This window comes from Streptomyces sp. NBC_00490, from assembly GCF_036013645.1.
Taxonomy (GTDB): domain Bacteria; phylum Actinomycetota; class Actinomycetes; order Streptomycetales; family Streptomycetaceae; genus Streptomyces; species Streptomyces canus_F.
In genome coordinates, this window is sequence record NZ_CP107869.1 from 5,743,376 (window position 1) to 5,760,991 (window position 17,616).

16 protein-coding genes are annotated in these 17,616 nt (G+C 71.0%); 8 read left to right on the top strand and 8 right to left on the bottom strand.

What is annotated here, in order from left to right; translation table 11 throughout:
* Positions 1-211 precede the first annotated feature (211 nt).
* The 6 genes from dacB (at position 212) to folE (ending at position 7,696) form a co-directional block, all read left to right on the top strand.
* Positions 212-1,660: a D-alanyl-D-alanine carboxypeptidase/D-alanyl-D-alanine endopeptidase gene (gene dacB, locus OG381_RS26140; RefSeq protein ID WP_443061937.1), complete on the top strand. Its 1,449-nt coding sequence runs from the start codon at positions 212-214 to the stop codon at positions 1,658-1,660.
* 131 nt (positions 1,661-1,791) lie between these two features.
* Positions 1,792-2,916: a zinc-dependent metalloprotease gene (locus OG381_RS26145; protein ID WP_327718511.1), complete on the top strand. Its 1,125-nt coding sequence runs from the start codon at positions 1,792-1,794 to the stop codon at positions 2,914-2,916.
* Between the two features lie 192 nt (positions 2,917-3,108).
* The gene (tilS, locus tag OG381_RS26150) at positions 3,109-4,137 is read left to right on the top strand and encodes a tRNA lysidine(34) synthetase TilS (protein ID WP_327718512.1); all 1,029 of its coding nucleotides are present in this window, start codon (positions 3,109-3,111) and stop codon (positions 4,135-4,137) included.
* Positions 4,138-4,188: 51 nt separating this feature from the next.
* The gene (gene hpt / locus OG381_RS26155; RefSeq protein WP_046260375.1) at positions 4,189-4,749 is read left to right on the top strand and encodes a hypoxanthine phosphoribosyltransferase; all 561 of its coding nucleotides are present in this window, start codon (positions 4,189-4,191) and stop codon (positions 4,747-4,749) included.
* A gap of 182 nt (positions 4,750-4,931) precedes the next feature.
* Positions 4,932-6,971, top strand: coding sequence for an ATP-dependent zinc metalloprotease FtsH (gene ftsH, locus OG381_RS26160; RefSeq protein ID WP_327718513.1), 2,040 nt, complete (start codon positions 4,932-4,934; stop codon positions 6,969-6,971).
* A gap of 119 nt (positions 6,972-7,090) precedes the next feature.
* A complete protein-coding gene (gene folE / locus OG381_RS26165) occupies positions 7,091-7,696 on the top strand; it encodes a GTP cyclohydrolase I FolE (protein ID WP_266889305.1) in 606 nt (201 codons plus the stop codon).
* Positions 7,697-7,753: 57 nt separating this feature from the next.
* Here the strand turns inward: folE and OG381_RS26170 are convergent, their stop codons facing one another.
* The 6 genes from OG381_RS26170 to OG381_RS26195 form a co-directional block, all read right to left on the bottom strand.
* A complete protein-coding gene (locus OG381_RS26170; protein ID WP_327718514.1) occupies positions 7,754-8,239 on the bottom strand; it encodes a DUF3180 domain-containing protein in 486 nt (161 codons plus the stop codon).
* A 56-nt stretch (positions 8,240-8,295) separates the two neighbouring features.
* Positions 8,296-8,907, bottom strand: coding sequence for a 2-amino-4-hydroxy-6-hydroxymethyldihydropteridine diphosphokinase (gene folK, locus OG381_RS26175; RefSeq protein ID WP_327718515.1), 612 nt, complete (start codon positions 8,905-8,907; stop codon positions 8,296-8,298).
* Entirely contained in the window at positions 8,904-9,263 is a 360-nt protein-coding gene (folB, locus tag OG381_RS26180) for a dihydroneopterin aldolase (RefSeq protein WP_327718516.1), read from the bottom strand. Before folB ends, folK begins: the two co-directional genes overlap by 4 nt.
* 249 nt (positions 9,264-9,512) lie before the next feature.
* The gene (locus OG381_RS26185; protein ID WP_307027668.1) at positions 9,513-10,016 is read right to left on the bottom strand and encodes a nuclear transport factor 2 family protein; all 504 of its coding nucleotides are present in this window, start codon (positions 10,014-10,016) and stop codon (positions 9,513-9,515) included.
* Positions 10,013-10,966: a dihydropteroate synthase gene (gene folP / locus OG381_RS26190; RefSeq protein WP_327718517.1), complete on the bottom strand. Its 954-nt coding sequence runs from the start codon at positions 10,964-10,966 to the stop codon at positions 10,013-10,015. Before folP ends, OG381_RS26185 begins: the two co-directional genes overlap by 4 nt.
* A gap of 86 nt (positions 10,967-11,052) precedes the next feature.
* Positions 11,053-12,864 carry a phosphatidylglycerol lysyltransferase domain-containing protein gene (locus tag OG381_RS26195; RefSeq protein ID WP_327718518.1) on the bottom strand — a complete coding sequence of 604 codons (1,812 nt, stop codon included), beginning with the start codon at positions 12,862-12,864 and terminating at the stop codon, positions 11,053-11,055.
* 231 nt (positions 12,865-13,095) lie between these two features.
* Between OG381_RS26195 and OG381_RS26200 the strand changes: the two genes are divergently transcribed.
* Positions 13,096-14,223: an alpha/beta hydrolase gene (locus OG381_RS26200; RefSeq protein WP_327718519.1), complete on the top strand. Its 1,128-nt coding sequence runs from the start codon at positions 13,096-13,098 to the stop codon at positions 14,221-14,223.
* A gap of 152 nt (positions 14,224-14,375) precedes the next feature.
* Positions 14,376-15,695: a hypothetical protein gene (locus OG381_RS26205; protein WP_327718520.1), complete on the top strand. Its 1,320-nt coding sequence runs from the start codon at positions 14,376-14,378 to the stop codon at positions 15,693-15,695.
* A gap of 74 nt (positions 15,696-15,769) precedes the next feature.
* On the opposite strand, the gene OG381_RS26210 is transcribed toward OG381_RS26205, so the two are convergent.
* On the bottom strand, positions 15,770-17,104 hold the full coding sequence (locus tag OG381_RS26210; protein ID WP_327718521.1) for a PH domain-containing protein: 1,335 nt from the start codon (positions 17,102-17,104) through the stop codon (positions 15,770-15,772).
* A complete protein-coding gene (locus OG381_RS26215) occupies positions 17,101-17,604 on the bottom strand; it encodes a PH domain-containing protein (protein WP_327718522.1) in 504 nt (167 codons plus the stop codon). The genes OG381_RS26210 and OG381_RS26215 overlap by 4 nt, the downstream gene beginning before the upstream one ends.
* Between the last annotated feature and the right edge of the window lie 12 nt (positions 17,605-17,616).

Genomic DNA, 17,616 nt, shown 5'->3' on the forward strand with positions numbered 1-17,616 from the left:
CGGTGGCTCCTCCATGATCAACACATAGTTCTGGTGGTTAAGTGTCCCTCACGCAGGTGTGTGATCGCGAAAGGGGCTGGTGGTCGTGCCTGAACTGAGGCCTTGGCGGGCTGCGAAACCGCATGTGGCGCGGCTCGCGAACGCCGTACGACCCCGTCTGGCACAGGCCGCGACCGCCGCGAAACCACGGGTCACGCGACTCGGTCGGACCATGTCGGTGCAGGTCACGAAGGTGCGGACCTGGCAGTACACGGCCGGAGCCGCCACCGCGGGACTGGCGCTGACCGCCGTCGTGGTGACGGCCGCCGGCCCCTGGGACTCCTCCGGTCAGCGTACGGCCGAGCGGGACCGGGCAGCCGCCCTGGAGCACACGGGTGGCGCAGATCACGATCGCGATTCCGGTACGACGGAAGCGGCGCCCGAGCCCGCCCCCAGCGCCGCCTCCGTCCTCACCGGCCTCGGCGGCGCCGGCAGCACGGTGAAGTCGGCGCCGACCGGACCGGCCCTCGCGGACGTGCTGGGCCCGCTCCTGAAGGACCCGGCGCTCGGCAGCAGCCGCGCGGCCGAGGTCGTCGACATCGCCACCGGCAAGCGGCTCTACGGCACCGGCGGGGGCACCGCCCTCACCCCCGCCTCCACGACGAAGATCGCCACCGCGGTGGCGGCCCTGTCCGCGATGGGCGCCGACCACCGCCTCACCACGCGCGCGGACCTCGAACCCGGCACCCAGGAACTCGTCCTCGTCGGCGGCGGCGACCCCACCCTGACGGCCCGCAAGGATGCCGAGGGTTCGGCGAGCCTGCGCGACCTGGCCACCAAGGCCGCCGAGGCGCTGAAGAAGGACGGCGTACGGAAGGTCACGCTCTCGTACGACACGACCCTGTACGCGGGGTCCGGGATCCACCCGATCGGCATCGACAACGCCAACCTCGCCCCGGTCAGCGCCCTGATGGCCGACGAGGGCCGCACCGACGACAGCACCAGCGGCCTGGCGGTCCGTGCGGAGAACCCCGCGCAGGACGCGGCCCGCAAGTTCGCCGGCTTCCTGAAAGAGGCCGGGATCACGACCACGCCCCCCGGCCCCTCCAAGGCGACGGAGCGCGCGAAGACGCTCGCCGAGGTCTCCTCCCCGCCGCTGTCCGCCCTGGTCGAGCGCATGCTGACCAACAGCGACAACGACATCGCGGAGGCCCTGGCGCGCCAGACGGCCGTGGCGACGAAGGTGCGCGCCGACTTCGCGGGCGGGGGCGAGGCGATCCGGGCGCAGCTGAAGAAGCTCGAACTCCCGGTCTCCGGCGCCTCCTTCAAGGACGGCAGCGGCCTGAACCGCGAGGACCGACTGACGGCGGACCTGCTGACGGCCCTCCTGGTGAAGGCGGGCGACCCGGCCCACCCCGAACTCCGCCCCGTCCTCACCGGCCTTCCGGTCGCGGGCTTCACCGGCACCCTGAGCACCCGTTACACGAACGGTGCGGCCGGCGTCGTACGAGCCAAGACGGGCACGCTGACCGGCGTGAACACTCTCGCGGGGACTGTGGTCGACCAGCAGGGCCGCCTGCTGGCATTCGCCTTCCTCGCGTCGGACACGACGAGCAAGGACGCGGCGCAGTCGGCGCTGGACCGGACGGCCACGGCGCTGGCGGCGTGCGGCTGCCGCTGACCGAGGGCGCCGCCACCGCCGTACAGCCGTCTCCGCCGGCACACCCGTCCCGGACGACCTCACGGTGCCCGTCAGCCGCAACCGGCCTCTGTGGCCTGCCCCAAGCGGGAACGCTCACGTACGGTTGACGCATGACGAGCATCGGTGGTGCAGAGATGGTCGACTGGAATCTCGCGGTGGCGACCGCGACCCGGCTCGTGAGGCCGGGCCCGGAGGTGAGCCGCGACGAGGCCAGGGCCGTCGTCGCCGAGTTGCGCAAGCACGCGAGGGCCTCGGAGGAACATGTCCGCGGCTTCACCCGAATGGGTACCGAGGAGACCCACGACACCCCGCTCCTCGTCGTGGACCGCGCGGGCTGGGTCAAGGCGAACGTCGCCGGCTTCCGGGAACTCCTGAAGCCGCTGCTGGAGAAGATGCAGGAACGTCGCAGCAGCACTCCGGGCGGTGCGGTCCTCGGCGCCGTCGGCGGCAAGGTGACCGGCGTCGAACTCGGGATGCTGCTGTCCTTCCTGGCCTCCCGAGTCCTCGGCCAGTACGAGACCTTCGCCCCGTCCACCCGCGAACTCCCCGCAGGCGCCAACGGCGGCGGCCGCCTCCTGCTGGTCGCGCCGAACATCGTGCACGTGGAGCGCGAACTCGACGTGGAACCCCACGACTTCCGCCTGTGGGTGACCCTGCACGAGGAGACGCACCGCACGCAGTTCACCGCCGTGCCCTGGCTGCGGGACCACCTGGAGGGTGAAATCCAGTCGTTCTTGGGGGAGACCGAGGTCGACCCCATGACCGTCCTGGAACGCATCCGGGAGGCCGCCCAGTCGCTTGCCGGCGGGCGCCCCGAGGGCGAGGAGGAGGACGGCGGACGGTCGTTGGTGGAGATCGTGCAGACGCCCGCCCAGCGGGAGATCCTCGGCCGCCTCACCGCCGTGATGTCCCTCCTGGAGGGGCATGCCGACTTCGTGATGGACGGAGTGGGTCCGGAAGTCGTACCGACCGTCCAGGAGATCCGGGAGAAGTTCCAGCAGCGTCGCGCCAAGGGCGCCTCCCGCCTGGACATGGCCCTGCGCAAGCTGCTCGGTCTGGATGCCAAACTCAGGCAGTACCGCGACGGCGAACGCTTCGTACGCGCGGTCGTCAACGAGGTCGGCATGGACGGCTTCAACCGTGTGTGGACCTCCCCCAACACCCTTCCGACGAAGACGGAGATCGCCAAACCGGCGGACTGGATCGCGCGGGTGCACCGCAAGGCCGAGTCGTGAGCCCCGCGGAGGGGTCGTGAAAGAAAACCGGCCGACGGCAGGCGAACGCCCCTTCAATCACCCGTCCGAGGGACCGTGAGCCCTGGGTAGGCGTGCAATGCTCGGGGAACGGCCCGGTTCTGTCACCATCTACACACTCTGAGTGACCGAACTCGGGTCTCACCCCCGAAAACTTCATGAAGGGAACCGGACATGGGTCCCCATCCTGCGGTCGCGGCGATACGCCTGGCGGTCCGCCGCGCCCTCCACGACATCCTCAACGACCATCAGACCTCCTCCGCCGAGAAAACCCCGCATGAGCGCCCGCCGTTGCCGCTCGTGCTCGTGGCGTGCTCCGGCGGCGCCGACTCCATGGCCCTCGCCTCCGCTCTCGCGTTCGAGGCTCCCAAACTCGGCATCCGCGCGGGTGGCGTCACCGTCGACCACGGCCTCCAGCCCGGCTCCGATCTGCGCGCCGACGAAGTCGCCCTGCGCCTGCGCGAACTCGGGCTCGACCCCGTCGAGTCCGTCGCCGTGACCGTCGGCCGCGAAGGCGGACCCGAAGCAGCCGCCCGCGACGCCCGCTACGCCGCCCTCGACGCCGCCTCCGCGCGCCATGGAGCCTGCGCCGTTCTGCTCGGCCACACGCGCGACGACCAGGCCGAGACCGTCCTGCTGGGCCTCGCCCGCGGCTCCGGCATCCGCTCCCTGTCGGGAATGGCCGCGGTCTCGGGGGCCGGCGGCCGTTACCGCCGCCCCTTCCTCCAGCTCGACCGGCAGACCGCCCGCAAGGCCTGTCTGGTCCAGTCGCTCCCCGTCTGGGACGACCCGCACAACGCGGACCCGGCGTACACACGTTCCCGCCTGCGCCACGAAGGCCTGCCCGCCCTGGAGAAGGCCCTCGGCAAAGGCGTCGTGGAGGCACTCGCCCGTACGGCCCAGCTCTCCCGCGACGACGCCGACGCCCTCGACGCCTGGGCCAGCCAGGCCGAGACCGCCGTCCGCGACGCCGCCGGCCTCCTGGAGTGCGCCAAGCTCTACGCCCTGCCGCCCGCCGTGCGCCGCCGCATCCTGCGCCGCGCGGCCATCGAGGCCGGCGCCCCCGCGGGCTCGCTCTTCGCTCGCCACATCGAGGAAGTCGACCGGCTGATCACCGGCTGGCGCGGCCAGGGAGCCATCAATCTCCCCGGCAAGGTCGTCGCCCAGCGCCAGGGTGGCAGACTGGTGATTCGGCAAGGCTGAATCCTTACGCCCCTCAGCGGGGCCGGACAGCTGGTGGGACGACCGAAAGTGATGCGGGTGGACGCGAAAGACATGGGCACCGACCTCAAAGAGGTGCTCATCACCAAGGAAGAGATCGACGCCAAGCTCGTCGAGCTGGCCGCGAAGATCGACGCGGAGTACGCGGGCAAGGATCTGCTCATCGTCGGCGTCCTGAAGGGCGCGGTGATGGTCATGGCCGACCTCGCGCGGGCGCTGTCCACCCCCGTCACCATGGACTGGATGGCCGTGTCGTCGTACGGCGCGGGCACCCAGTCCTCCGGTGTCGTCCGGATCCTCAAGGACCTCGACACCGACATCAAGGGCAAGCACGTCCTGATCGTCGAGGACATCATCGACTCCGGCCTGACCCTGTCGTGGCTGCTGTCGAACCTCGGCTCGCGCGAGCCGGAGACGCTCAAGGTGTGCACCCTGCTGCGCAAGCCGGACGCCGCCAAGGTCGCCATCGACGTCGAGTGGGTCGGCTTCGACATCCCCAATGAGTTCGTCGTGGGCTACGGCCTCGACTACGCCGAGAAGTACCGCAACCTGCCGTTCGTCGGTACGCTCGCGCCCCACGTCTACGGCGGCTGACCCGAAGGGCCCAGCCCCGTAGGAAGATCGGGAACCCTGGCGGGCGCCACGCCGTTGGAGCATGCAGACGGGTCGTCAGCCGTCCTGTGCGTCTTCGGACGACAATGCTGGGGTACCGTCAGAAGAACTGTCTTATCAAACTCACTATGGCAGGAGGGACGGGGCGACACCGCTCCGTATGGATGGACGTGAAGCGATACTTCCGTGGGCCGGTCATGTGGATCGTGCTGGCCGTCCTTGCCGTGGTCGTGTTGATGCAGGTTGTCGGCTCGTCCGGCGGCTACAAGACGGTGGACACCGGCCAGGTCGTCCAGGCGATCAATGAGAACAAGGTCGAATCAGCCAAACTGACCACCGGCGACGAGCAGACCATCAAGGTCCAGCTCAAGGACGGCCAAAAGGTCGAGGGCAGCTCCAAGATCCAGGCGAGCTATATCGGCGACCAGGGTGTGGACATCGCCAACACCCTGCAGGGCAAGTTCCAGCAGAAGCAGATCCCCGACGGGTACACCGTCTCGCCGACGAAGCAGAACGCCTTCGTCGGGATCCTGCTCTCCCTGCTCCCCTTCGTCCTCATCGTGGTCGTCTTCCTGTTCCTGATGAATCAGATGCAGGGCGGCGGCTCCCGGGTCATGAACTTCGGGAAGTCCAAGGCGAAGCTCATCACCAAGGACACCCCCAAGACGACGTTCGCCGACGTCGCCGGATCCGACGAGGCCGTCGAGGAGCTCCACGAGATCAAGGAGTTCCTCCAGGAGCCGGCGAAGTTCCAGGCCGTCGGCGCCAAGATTCCCAAGGGCGTACTGCTGTACGGCCCGCCCGGCACCGGTAAGACCCTGCTCGCGCGTGCTGTCGCGGGTGAGGCAGGCGTGCCGTTCTACTCGATCTCCGGTTCCGACTTCGTCGAGATGTTCGTCGGTGTCGGTGCCTCCCGAGTCCGTGACCTCTTCGAGCAGGCCAAGGCGAACGCCCCGGCGATCGTCTTCGTCGACGAGATCGACGCGGTCGGCCGCCATCGTGGCGCCGGCCTCGGCGGTGGTCACGACGAGCGCGAGCAGACCCTGAACCAGCTGCTCGTCGAGATGGACGGCTTCGACGTGAAGGGCGGCGTCATCCTGATCGCCGCCACGAACCGGCCCGACATCCTCGACCCGGCCCTTCTGCGCCCCGGCCGCTTCGACCGCCAGATCGCGGTCGACCGACCGGACATGCAGGGCCGTCTGGAGATCCTCAAGGTTCACCAGAAGGGCAAGCCGGTCGCACCGGACGTCGACCTGTCGGCGGTCGCCCGCCGGACGCCGGGCTTCACCGGCGCGGACCTGTCGAACGTGCTGAACGAAGCGGCGCTCCTGACGGCGCGCAGCGACAAGAAGCTGATCGACAACCACATGCTCGACGAGGCCATCGACCGCGTCGTGGCGGGTCCGCAGAAGCGGACCCGGATCATGTCGGACAAGGAAAAGAAGATCACCGCGTACCACGAGGGCGGACACGCCCTGGTCGCGGCGGCCTCCCCGAACTCCGACCCCGTCCACAAGATCACCATCCTGTCCCGCGGCCGTGCCCTGGGCTACACGATGGTGCTCCCGGACGAGGACAAGTACTCGACCACGCGCAACGAGATGCTCGACCAGCTCGCCTACATGCTGGGCGGCCGCGCGGCCGAGGAACTGGTCTTCCACGACCCGACCACGGGCGCCGCGAACGACATCGAGAAGGCCACGGCGACGGCCCGCGCGATGGTCACGCAGTACGGCATGACCGAGCGTCTCGGCGCCATCAAGTTCGGTGGCGACAACACCGAGCCGTTCCTGGGCCGGGAGATGTCGCACCCGCGTGACTACTCGGAAGAGGTCGCCGCGCTGGTCGACGAGGAGGTCAAGAAGCTCATCGAGACGGCGCACAACGAGGCCTGGGAGATCCTGGTCGAGAACCGCGACGTCCTCGACGCGCTCGTACTCCAGCTGCTGGAGAAGGAGACGCTGAACAAGGAACAGATCGCCGAGGTCTTCGCTCCCATCGTCAAGCGTCCCCCGCGGCCGGCCTGGACCGGCTCCTCCCGCCGCACGCCGTCCACCCGTCCGCCGGTGCTCTCCCCCAAGGAGCTCGCACTGACGAACGGCGCCAACGGTGCGACGCCGGCGATCACCACCGCCAAGTCCACGGCGGCGGACTCCTCCCCGGCGGCCGAGCCGGTCACCGAGGACCGTCCGGAGAACTGACACCCCGGGCCCCGGTGACCTCACCGGGCCCGGAATGGATGCCGCGCCCCCCAGGATCTAGCCTGGGGGGCGCGGCGCTTTTCGGCCGCGTCGGCAGGACACCCAGGAACGAGGCAGAGATGACCGACCCCGTGACGCTGGACGGCGAGGGCTCGATCGGCGAGTTCGACGAGAAGCGCGCCGAGAACGCGGTGCGCGAGCTGTTGATCGCGGTGGGGGAGGACCCTGACCGGGAGGGGCTCAGGGAGACGCCGGGGCGGGTGGCCCGGGCGTATCAGGAGATATTCGCCGGACTGTGGCAGAAGCCCGAGGACGTACTGACGACGACGTTCGACCTGGGGCACGACGAGATGGTGCTCGTGAAGGACATCGAGGTGTACTCCACGTGTGAGCATCACCTGGTGCCGTTCCGGGGTGTCGCGCACGTCGGCTACATTCCGGCCACCAGCGGCAAGATCACCGGTCTGTCCAAGCTGGCGCGGCTGGTGGATGTCTACGCCCGTCGGCCGCAGGTGCAGGAACGACTCACCACGCAGATCGCGGACTCCCTGATGGAGATCCTTGAGCCGCGCGGCGTGATCGTCGTCGTCGAGTGCGAGCACATGTGCATGTCGATGCGCGGCATCCGCAAGCCGGGCGCGAAGACCATAACGTCGGCGGTGCGGGGGCAGCTGCGGGATGCGGCGACACGCAATGAGGCGATGAGCCTCATCATGGCCCGCTGACGCACCGGACAGGGCGTCCATAGGCTGGAGCGCGGCCCGGAGCGGGGCTTTTCGGCGCTAGGCCGCCGACGCCGCCCCCGTGTTCCGGTCGTCGTCCTCCGGGAGCCTGCAGACCCGCTCCAGGAAGATCGCGGCCACTATGACCGCGATACCCGCCAGAACCGAGAAGCCGGCGTAGATGGCCTGGTCGCGTCGTGCGGGGATGTCGAGGGATTCCAGGAGGAAGACCCCTGTGCCGCCGTACATACCGGCGACCAGGGCGGCCACGAGGGCGCTGGCCTGACCGAAGACGACCGCGCGGGCCGCCATCAGGGGGTCGACGCCCTTGGCCTCGGGGCGCCGCTCACGCTGGGCCTTGAGACGGGAGCGGATAGAGAGCGCCGTGGCGATGAGGACCACGGCGATCAGGGCCAGGACGATGGGGGCGGCCAGGGGGACGCTGGGCAGGGTCCCGATCGAGTTCCACAGGCGGGCGCCCGCCCAGGACAGGATTGCGGCGATGACGAAGACGCCGGCCAGCAGCCTGATGCGCAGCTCTCTCACGGTGCCCCTTCAGCTCCCCCGGAACCCACGAACAGTGGTTGCTTTGACCTTAACGACTACTCGGGCAGCCGGAGTTCCAGGTCCGGGCGGGCTTCGACGCCGATTCGGGTGACGGTGGCCAGCAGGCCGGACACCGGGCCGCGGCCTGGGAGCTGTGCCTGCGGTTCCACGTCGTTCCACGGCACCAGGACGAAGGCGCGTTCATGGGCGCGCGGGTGGGGGAGCGTGAGCGTCGGGTCGTCGGAGACGACATCGGCGTAGGCCACGATGTCGACGTCGAGGGTGCGGGCGCCCCAGCGCTCGTCCCGTACGCGGTGGAAGGCCTCCTCTACCGCGTGGGCCCGCTCCAGGAGCGAGGACGGGGGCAGCGTCGTCTTCACCACGACGACCGCGTTGAAGTACGACGGCTGGCTGCCGGGCTCGACGCCCCACGGCTCCGTCTCGTAGACCGGGGAGACCGCCTTCACGCGGACGCCGGGGGTGTCCTCGAGGGCGTCGATGGCCCCTTGGAGGGTCTCCAGGCGGTTGCCGAGGTTGGCGCCGAGGGAGATCACGGCCCGTTGCGGGTTGTGCAGCGTGGTGTCGGCGGCGTCGACCCGCTGTACGACGGAGGCGGGCACCGGCTGGACGGTCGGGTCGCTGTGACCCTCGGTGAACGAGGCAGTCATACTCGGCTCCGGGTGATGGTGATCGTCACGTCGTCGAAGGGGACCGTGATCGGTGCGTCCGGTTTGTGGACGCAGACCTCGACCTCCTGGACCTCTTCGTGCTTCAGACAGGCCTGCGCGATGCGCTCCGCGAGCGTTTCGATGAGGTTGACGGGCTCGCCCTGGACGACGGCCACCACCTCCTCCGCCACGATTCCGTAGTGCGCGGTCTTCGACAGGTCGTCGTCGGCGGCGGCCGGCCGGGTGTCCAGTCCGAGGACGAGGTCCACGACGAAGGTCTGGCCCTTCTCGCGTTCCTCGGGGAACACACCGTGGTGCCCGCGGGCCTTCAGGCCGCGCAGCGCGACACGATCCACGCGAATCACTCCTGCAATCGTCGGTGACGGCCGGTTCGTGTCGTGTGCGGACGGCACACCGGCCTCGAACGAATCTACCTGCGGGCACTGACAGGGCCGGGCCACGGGGGCGCCGGCCCGAGCCGGGGCCAGAGGTTTCATCGGGTGTTTCCCCTGGGGAACCCGGTGGCTCACGGGTTGGTAGCCGCCCCTACCCGGGGGTCCGTGATTCCAACCACTTCTTGGTCCCCGCGGGGGGCGCCTACCCACTCAGGAGGGGGTGCCGTCCGGTTCGTCCCCGTCGTTTTCGGCCAGAACGGGGGAGGCGTGGTGGGACCAGAGTTTCCAGCCGGACGGGGTGCGGCGGAACACGTTGGTCGCGACCACCAGCTGGCCGACGAGCGGGCCGAGCTCCTCGCCGCCCTCGGGGGCGGGGCCGCCGCTGAGGATGTTCTCGGTGCAGTTCACGAGGGCGGTGTCGCCGGTGACGGAGACGTGCACGTCGGTGAGGAAGAACTGGATGTAGTCGGTGTTCGCCATGATCAGCGCGTACGACCGGAGGACCTCGCCGCGGCCGGTGAGCACGGGCCAGCCGGGGTGCACGCAGGAGATCACGCCGCTGTCGGCCGGATCGTGGTACTCCTCGTCGACGCCGAGGTCGGCCGGGGTGAGCCAGAGGGAGGTCAGTTCCTCGAAGTCGCCGCGCTCCATCGCCTCGTAGTAGGTGGTGTTGGCGGCTTCCACCTGCTCGACGTCGGTGTGGGGGGCGCTCACTGGTCGCCTTCGGGGGAGTGGGTTTCCGGGGTGCTCGCCGCGGCGGTGCGCGCCTGGCTCGCGTGCGCTGTTCCCCGCGCACGGTCCGATGTGCGCGCGCCCTCCACGGCGCGTGCGACCCGTACGGCGTCCGCCGTCGCGCGCACCTCGTGCACGCGCACCGCCCACGCGCCGGCCTGCGCCGCGAGGGCGGAGACGGCGGCCGTCGCGGCATCGCGCTCGCGGGCGGGGGGCGGGGCGCTCCCGGGGCCGGCGAGGACGCGGCCGAGGAAGCGCTTGCGGGAGGCGGCGACGAGGAGAGGGTGGCCGAGGGCGAGCAGTCGGTCGAGGTGGGCGAGGAGGACGAGGTCGTGCTCGGCGTCCTTGGAGAAGCCGAGGCCGGGGTCGACGACGACGCGGTCGGGGGCGATACCGCCGGCGAGGACGGCCTCCACGCGCGCGTGGAGTTCGTCGACGACTTCCGCGACGACGTCGGCGTAGACGCCCTTGACGTTGCCGCCCTCCAGGAAGCCGCGCCAGTGCATGACGACGAAGGGGGCGCCGGAGTCGGCGACGACGGGAATCATCGCGGGGTCGGCGAGGCCGCCGCTGACGTCGTTGACGAGACGGGCGCCGGCGGCGAGGGCCTGTGCGGCGACCGAGGCGCGCATGGTGTCCACGGAGATGGTGACGCCCTCGGCGGCCAGGCCGCGGACCACGGGGATGACGCGCTTGAGCTCCTCGGCCTCGTCGACGCGGGTGGCGCCGGGGCGGGTGGACTCACCGCCGACGTCGACGAGGTCGGCGCCCTCCTCGACCAGGGCGAGGCCGTGCTTGACGGCGGCCGTCGTGTCGAACCAGCGGCCGCCGTCGGAGAAGGAGTCGGGGGTGACGTTGACGACTCCCATGACCGCGCAGCGGTCCCATTCCGGCAGCCCGACGACGCGCCCGCGTCCGCTCTGCTTGCTCATGCGTTCAGCCTAGGCCCAGGAAGGAGCCGCAAGGCCGCCCGGCCCGGAGAGCGGGGGCCGCCCGCCGCGTCCCGGGCCGCCCGAGGTCACGCCGCGCGGACGTCTCGTTCCGCGACGGCGTGGGCACACGCGCGTGCGGTGGTCCGGCGGCGGCGCAGGAAGCGCGGCAGGGGGAGGCCGAGGTTGACGAAGCCCTCGGCCTGCATGGCGGCGAAGCCGATGCGGGGAAGGTCGCCGGAGGCGCGGTAGACGACGAACCGGGGCTCCCAGCGGGGCTGGAACTTCGCGTTGAACTTGTACAGGGACTCGATCTGGAACCAGCGGGAGAGGAAGACCAGCAGCCCGCGCCAGGCGCGCAGCACCGGACCCGCGCCGATCTTCTCGCCGCGCGCGAGGGCGGCGCGGAACATGGCGAAGTTCAGCGACACGCGCGCGATGCCGAGCCTCGGCGCGGCCTGGAGCGCGGCCACGATGAGCAGTTCGTTCATGCCGGGGTCGGCGGAGCGGTCGCGGCGCATCAGGTCCAGGGAGACGCCGTCGCTGCCCCAGGGGACGAAGTGCAGGATCGCCTTCAGGTCGCCGTACTCACCCGGTACGGCGTCCGCCTTGTGGGCGGTGGCGATCAGGCAGTCCCCGTCGGTGGCGTCGCCGATGCGGCCCAGCGCCATGGAGAAGCCGCGCTCGGTGTCGGTGCCGCGCCAGTCGTCGGCGGCGCGGCGGATGCGCTCGAGTTCGGCGTCGCCGAGGTCACGGACGCGCCGGACCCGAGTCTCGTAACCGGCGCGTTCGATGCGCTTGACCATCTGGCGCACGTTGCGCATCGCGCGCCCGGCGAGGGAGAAATCCGCGACGTCCACCACCGCCTCGTCGCCCAGTTCCAGGGCGTCCAGGCCGGTCTCGCGGGTCCAGACCTCGCCGCCGGTCTCCGAGCAGCCCATGACGGCGGGCGTCCAGGAGTGGACCTTCGCCTCGTCCATGAAGCGCTCGATGGCGCCCGGCCAGGCCTCGACGTCGCCGATGGGATCGCCGCTGGCGAGCATCACGCCGGAGACGACGCGGTAGGTCACCGCGGCCTTGCCGCTGGGGGAGAAGACGACGGCCTTGTCGCGGCGCAGGGCGAAGTGGCCGAGGGAGTCGCGGCCGCCGTGCCTGTCCAGGAGGACCCTGAGACGGGCCTCGTCGTCCTCGGTGAGTTGCGCGGCGGGGTGTTCGGGACGGAAGGCCAGGTAGATCGTCGTGATCGCCGTGAGCAGGCCCAGGGCGCCGAGGGAGAAGGCGACCGTCCAGGAGGTGTTGCCCTGGTAGTCGACGGGGCCCTCGAAGCCGAACAGGCCGTACAGGACGTGGGTGATGCGGTCGGCCAGGCTCGGGTCGCCGACGAGCGTCTTCGGGTGGACGCTGACGATGACCAGCCCGAGTGCGAGCGAACCGGCGCCCATGAGGACGAAGTTGGCGAGCGCGCGCCACCGGCTGCGCGGGTCGGGCAGCGCCCTGAACTGGTCGCGGTGGATCAGCAGCGGCGCGAGCAGGGCGAGCGAGATGAGCGCGCCCACCGGGGAGTGGCGGTACGTGAACTGCGCGACCGCGCCGGCCGGCAGCAGGGCCACGGCGGCCCGCCAGGCCCGCCGCTTGCGACGCCTGAGCCCGTGGGCGAGCAGGAGCAGCAGCACGCCCGTGCTCAGGGAGAGCGCCGCGGCGAACGGGCCGAGCGCGCCGGGGAGCACCTCGGCCATGGTGTGCATACGGCTGTGCCGGAAGCGCGGGAAGACGCCCGCGGCGATGTCCATCAGGCCCACGATCGCGCAGGCTCTGGCGACCAGGACGGGGACGGCCTCGGGGCGTGGGCCGCGCGGCGCGTGCCGTGCCCACAGTGATCGGTTCGGAACCCCGCCCGACATTTCCACATCTGTCCTGACAGACATCGCATCCCGTAGTTCTGCGAGAGAGCTTGGATCCGGGCCCGCATCGGGCATCCGGCGACATTGCGCCCTCTAGGACGGTGTCTTCGAGGGAGAGGTTCACTCGCTTCCTCAAAGCCGGTCCAAAGGCCGGGGAAAGGGCCGGACAAGCCTTCGCGAAGATCCGCGGGTACGCCGGCACGGGGAGAAAGCGCAGGCAGGAAACCAACCATGGGTCTCACGGGCAACAACGTGCTGGTGCTGGCGGTCGGGTCGGCGGTGCTGCTGTTCGTCGGCACGGTGTGGCTGTGGCCACGGCTGTCGCGGCGGAGCTGGCGGGCCGTCGGCGGGCGGGTGGGTCTGCTGCTCGCGACCCAGCTGGCGCTCTTCGCGGCGGTCGGGCTCGCCGCCAACCAGGCCTTCGGGTTCTACGCCAGCTGGGCCGACCTGTTCGGGCAGGAGGACGAGCAGGGGGTGGTCGTCGACCACACGCCGAACGGCGGCTCGGGGGGCCCGCTCCGGGTGACGGACATACGGCGGGTCAAGGAGACGGGCAGTGCGCGGCCGCGGAACGGCGGTCAGATCCAGAAGGTCGCCATTGTCGGCCGTACGACGCACATCGCCACGTCCGCCTTCGTCTATCTGCCGCCGGAGTACTTCCAGCCGCAGTACCGCGCGCGGACGTTTCCCGCCGCCGTGGTTCTCACCGGATATCCGGGCACCGCGCAGGCGCTGGTCGACAAACTCAACTATCCGAGCACGGCCTTGGACCTCGCCAAGGACGGCCGTATGCAGCCGATGATCCTGGTGATGATGCGGCCGACGGTGGCGCCGCCGCGGGACACGGAGTGCGTCGACGTTCCGGACGGACCCCGGACGGAGTCGTTCTTCGCCAAGGACCTGCCTGACGCCGTTCTCGCGCATTACAGGGTGGGGAGGAAGCCGGGCAGCTGGGGTGTCATCGGCGACTCCACGGGCGGCTATTGCGCGCTGAAGCTCGCCATGCACCACCCCGAGGTGTACGCGGCGGGCGCGGGCCTCTCGCCGTACTACAACGCGCCGAGCGACCCCACCACCGGCGATCTCTTCCAGGGCGACAAGGGGCTGCGCGATCGCGCGAACCTGTTCTGGTACCTCAAGCACATGCCCGCGCCCGACACTTCACTGCTCGTCAGCAGCAGCAAGATCGGTGAGGCGAACTACAAGGACACGCTGAAGTTCATCGACCGCGTGAAGGCGACGAACCGGACGCGCGTCTCCTCGATCATCCTCGAAAGCGGCGGACACAACTTCAACACCTGGCGGCGGGAGATTCCGGCGACGCTGCAGTGGATCAGCGGGCGGTTGAGCGACCGGTGACAAATGATCTTGCGGTCGGGCCGGTGGATCGTGTCCCTGTTGTCGAATTCGGTGGCGGGTCTGATTCCTGATGTCGTGTGAAGGCTGCGGGATGGCTGTGTTTTTACGGGCCGGGGCACCACGATTCGCCTACGCGCGGTAAGTTTCTGGCCATGCCACGTGGACGTCACCGCCATTCCCCGCCCTTGCACAGGCTGCTTCCCCCGTCGGCGATCGCAGGCGTCTCCGTCGTCTGCGCCTTCGGCCCCTGGGCGTTCTCGCAGCCGGCCGTGCTGCGTGTCGTCGCCGCGGTCGCCGCGGCGACCGCGGTCGTCGGTGCGGCCGTCATGCGCCGCTGGGACACGCAGGCCGGCAAGCAGGTCGCCGACCTCATACGCGCGCGTGCGGGCGACGAATGGCGCTTCGAGGAACGGGTCGCCGAACTGGAGACCGACCTCGAGGAGTCGCGCGAGCTGCGCGGCAAGCTGGAGCAGCGGCTGCGGGCCAAGCGCACGGAACTGGCGGGTCTGCGCAACGAGCACGCGGCCCTGCTGCGCCGGTACGCCACGGCGGAGACCGAGCGGGCGAGCGCCCTGGAGGGCCGCCGGCTGCTCGAGATAGAGGCCACGGCACCGGTACCGGCGCGCGCGCTGCCGCCCGTGCCGGTCGCCGTCGAGGAGGCCGACGCTGTGGCTGCGCCGGCCGAGGACGAAGCGGTGGAGACCGAGGACGAGGCCGTGGAGAGCGCCGAGGGCGCCGAGGCCGCTGAGGGTGCCGAGGCCGTCGACGACGAGCCGGACGCGCCCGCGATCTTCTCGCCGGAGGGCTCCCAGCTGTTCCTGCGGGCGAAGGCCGCGCTGTCGCGGTTCGACGGCGCCGAGGGTGCCACCAAGGACGACGCTCCCGAGGCCCCGGCCGAGGAGGGCTCGACGAAGGACAGCTCGGCCAAGGACGACGGTTCCCCCAAGGACGACGGCTCCCCGGACGGCGACGGCGGTCCGAAGGGCGACGGCCCCGCGAAGGACGTTCCGGCGCAGGCCGGTCCCGTCACCGCACAGGTGGTCACCTCCGGTGACTCCGAAGCGGAGGCCGCGCAGGGGCAGCCCGCGGCGGTCGACGGGCATACGCGCGCGGCCGCCGTCACCACCACGCCGGCCAAGCCGGTCCAGCCCGCGCAGCAGCCCTCCGGGCACTTCGTCGCACCGACCGCGGTGGCCGTCGCGCCGACCGCGCCCGCGCGGCGTGCCGCCGTCGAGGGCGGCTTCGACTTCTTCGGCATGCAGAAGGCGTCCGCCGAGCTGGAGTCGGTGCAGAACGAGGACCTCGCCGACGTGGTCGGCCAGGAGGCGCTCGCCCTCCACAAGGCCGAGTCCGAGGCGGAGTTCAAGCCCGCGGACGAGGCGTCCCGGGGCATCGGCCAGGTCATCGACCTGACGGCGCACGACGAGACCGAGCAGATCGATGTGCAGGGGCTGCGGAGCGCGGTTTCCTGAACGACGTGTCGACGAGAGCCGCGCGGACTCCCGAGGGGGCCGCGCGGCTCTCGTCGTTCTCCGGCGCGGTCCGGTCAGGCCATCCACCGGTCGGGCCGGGCGTCCCGCCGCCCCGTCCGTGACCTCTCCGCCTGCGCCCGCAGCAGCTCCGCGGCCTCCTCCACGTCCCGCAGCCGCGCTGTGACGGTCTTGTTGGCCCCCGTGTCCACATGGACCGCGGCGAGCCGCCAGAGACGCTGCCAGGGCCCCTGGGCGAGCCGTACGCTCTGGACCTTCGCGTGCGGGACCAGGGCGAGGCTGCGGCGCAGCAGGCCATGCCGGGACGCGAACACCGCGTCGGTGACGGCGAGTCCGTAGCCCCGCCACCACACCGGCACACACCGCCCGGCGCGCCGCGGGGGCCGGGACAGCGCCGACGCGGGCGGTACGACCACGCCGGGCAACACGCGCGCGACGATCGCCTCGGCGACCTCGCGCGGAGCGACGGGCACCAGTACGGAGTTGGACGACCCGGCCACGTCCAGCTCGACCCGCACCCAGCCGCGCCGCCGCCACAGCAGCGGCTCCACGATCCGTACGGTCTGCACGCGCCCCGGCGGCACCGTCTCGTGGGTGCGGTCCAGGAGCCCGTGGTCGATCCGCAGTCCGTCGGGCGACTCGCCCACGGTCCAGTCGTACTCGCCGACGAAGCGCCCCACGCTGCTCGCGCCCGCCGCGCCGAGCAGCGGGACGCCGGTCGCGAGGACCGTCCACAGGCTGTGGGTGGCGAACCACAGCACGGGCGGTACGACGAGGGCGGCGGCCAGCGTGGCCCAGGTGGCGCCGGTCAGGACGAGGGCGATCGCGAGGTCGCGCGGGGGTGTGCGCAGCAACTCGCGCGCCGGGGCCTCGCCGACCTCGTGCGCCGTCTCGGGTGCGAACCCGGCGGCGCGTGCGAGGAGTTCCGCGCGCAGCTCCCGCGCCTCGCGCTCCCCCAGGAAAGCCAGTTCGTCCTTCTTGTCGGTGCCTATGACGTCGAGTTTGAGTTTGGCGACGCCCGCCACGCGCGCGAGGAGCGGCTGGGTGACGTCGATCGCCTGGATGCGTTCCAGCCGGATGTGCGCGGTGCGTCGGAACACCAGGCCGGTACGGATGCGCAGTTCGGCCTCGGTGACCGCGAAGTGCGTGTACCACCAGGTGAGGAAGCCGTAGAGGGCGGCGGCGGGGACGAAGAGGGCGAGGACGATCAGCAGGACCGTGGGCGTCAGCCGGGTCAGCTGGCGCTGGGTCTGGTCGGGGTCGTGCACCGCCCACCCGATGAGCACCGCGACGGGCGCCCACGCCCGTCTGAGCGGGGTCACCGGATGCAGCCGCCGCTCGGTCACGGGCGGCTTCCGCCGTACGGCGTCGTCGATGCCCGGCGTCGTCACAGGCCCGCCGATCGTGCCTGGCCGAGCTCGGTGAGCCGGTCGCGCAGCCGTTCCGCCTCGGCCGGCTCCAGGCCCGGGATGGTCGCGTCGGTCGCCGCGGCCGCCGTGTGCAACTGCACGCTGGACAGCCCGAAGTGCCGCTCCACGGGCCCGGAGGTGACCTCGACCAGCTGCATCCGGCCGTACGGCACGACGGTCTCCTCGCGCCACAGCACACCCCGGCTGATCAGCAGGTCGTCGGCGCGCTCGGCGTAGCGCCAGGAGGCCCAGTTGCGGCCCAGCATCACCCAGCCCCACGCCATGAGGGCGAGCGGCAGCAGCGCGAACGCGGCCCAGACCGGGCCCGCGAACAGGTTCAGCAGCACACCGACCGCCACGGCCAGCAGCCCCAGCCACACCACCAGCAACAGCCGTCGCATCCGCAGCAGCCCCGGAGGCAGGCCGATCCACACCGGCTCGCTCTCGGCCGTCCCCGCGCCCTGCCCGTTCCCGGTCTCCATGAGGTCAGCGTA

Excerpts from the sequence above, each read along its gene's own strand:
- folP (WP_327718517.1), bottom strand. The coding sequence starts at position 10,966 with ATGAGCAAGCAGAGCGGACGCGGGCGCGTCGTCGGGCTGCCGGAATGG.
- OG381_RS26215 (WP_327718522.1), bottom strand. The coding sequence starts at position 17,604 with ATGGAGACCGGGAACGGGCAGGGCGCGGGGACGGCCGAGAGCGAGCCG.
- dacB (WP_443061937.1), top strand. The coding sequence starts at position 212 with ATGTCGGTGCAGGTCACGAAGGTGCGGACCTGGCAGTACACGGCCGGA.
- OG381_RS26205 (WP_327718520.1), top strand. The coding sequence starts at position 14,376 with ATGCCACGTGGACGTCACCGCCATTCCCCGCCCTTGCACAGGCTGCTT.
- OG381_RS26195 (WP_327718518.1), bottom strand. The coding sequence starts at position 12,864 with ATGTCGGGCGGGGTTCCGAACCGATCACTGTGGGCACGGCACGCGCCG.
- OG381_RS26200 (WP_327718519.1), top strand. The coding sequence starts at position 13,096 with ATGGGTCTCACGGGCAACAACGTGCTGGTGCTGGCGGTCGGGTCGGCG.
- folE (WP_266889305.1), top strand. The coding sequence starts at position 7,091 with ATGACCGACCCCGTGACGCTGGACGGCGAGGGCTCGATCGGCGAGTTC.
- ftsH (WP_327718513.1), top strand. The coding sequence starts at position 4,932 with ATGGACGTGAAGCGATACTTCCGTGGGCCGGTCATGTGGATCGTGCTG.
- OG381_RS26145 (WP_327718511.1), top strand. The coding sequence starts at position 1,792 with ATGACGAGCATCGGTGGTGCAGAGATGGTCGACTGGAATCTCGCGGTG.
- hpt (WP_046260375.1), top strand. The coding sequence starts at position 4,189 with ATGCGGGTGGACGCGAAAGACATGGGCACCGACCTCAAAGAGGTGCTC.
- folK (WP_327718515.1), bottom strand. The coding sequence starts at position 8,907 with ATGACTGCCTCGTTCACCGAGGGTCACAGCGACCCGACCGTCCAGCCG.
- tilS (WP_327718512.1), top strand. The coding sequence starts at position 3,109 with ATGGGTCCCCATCCTGCGGTCGCGGCGATACGCCTGGCGGTCCGCCGC.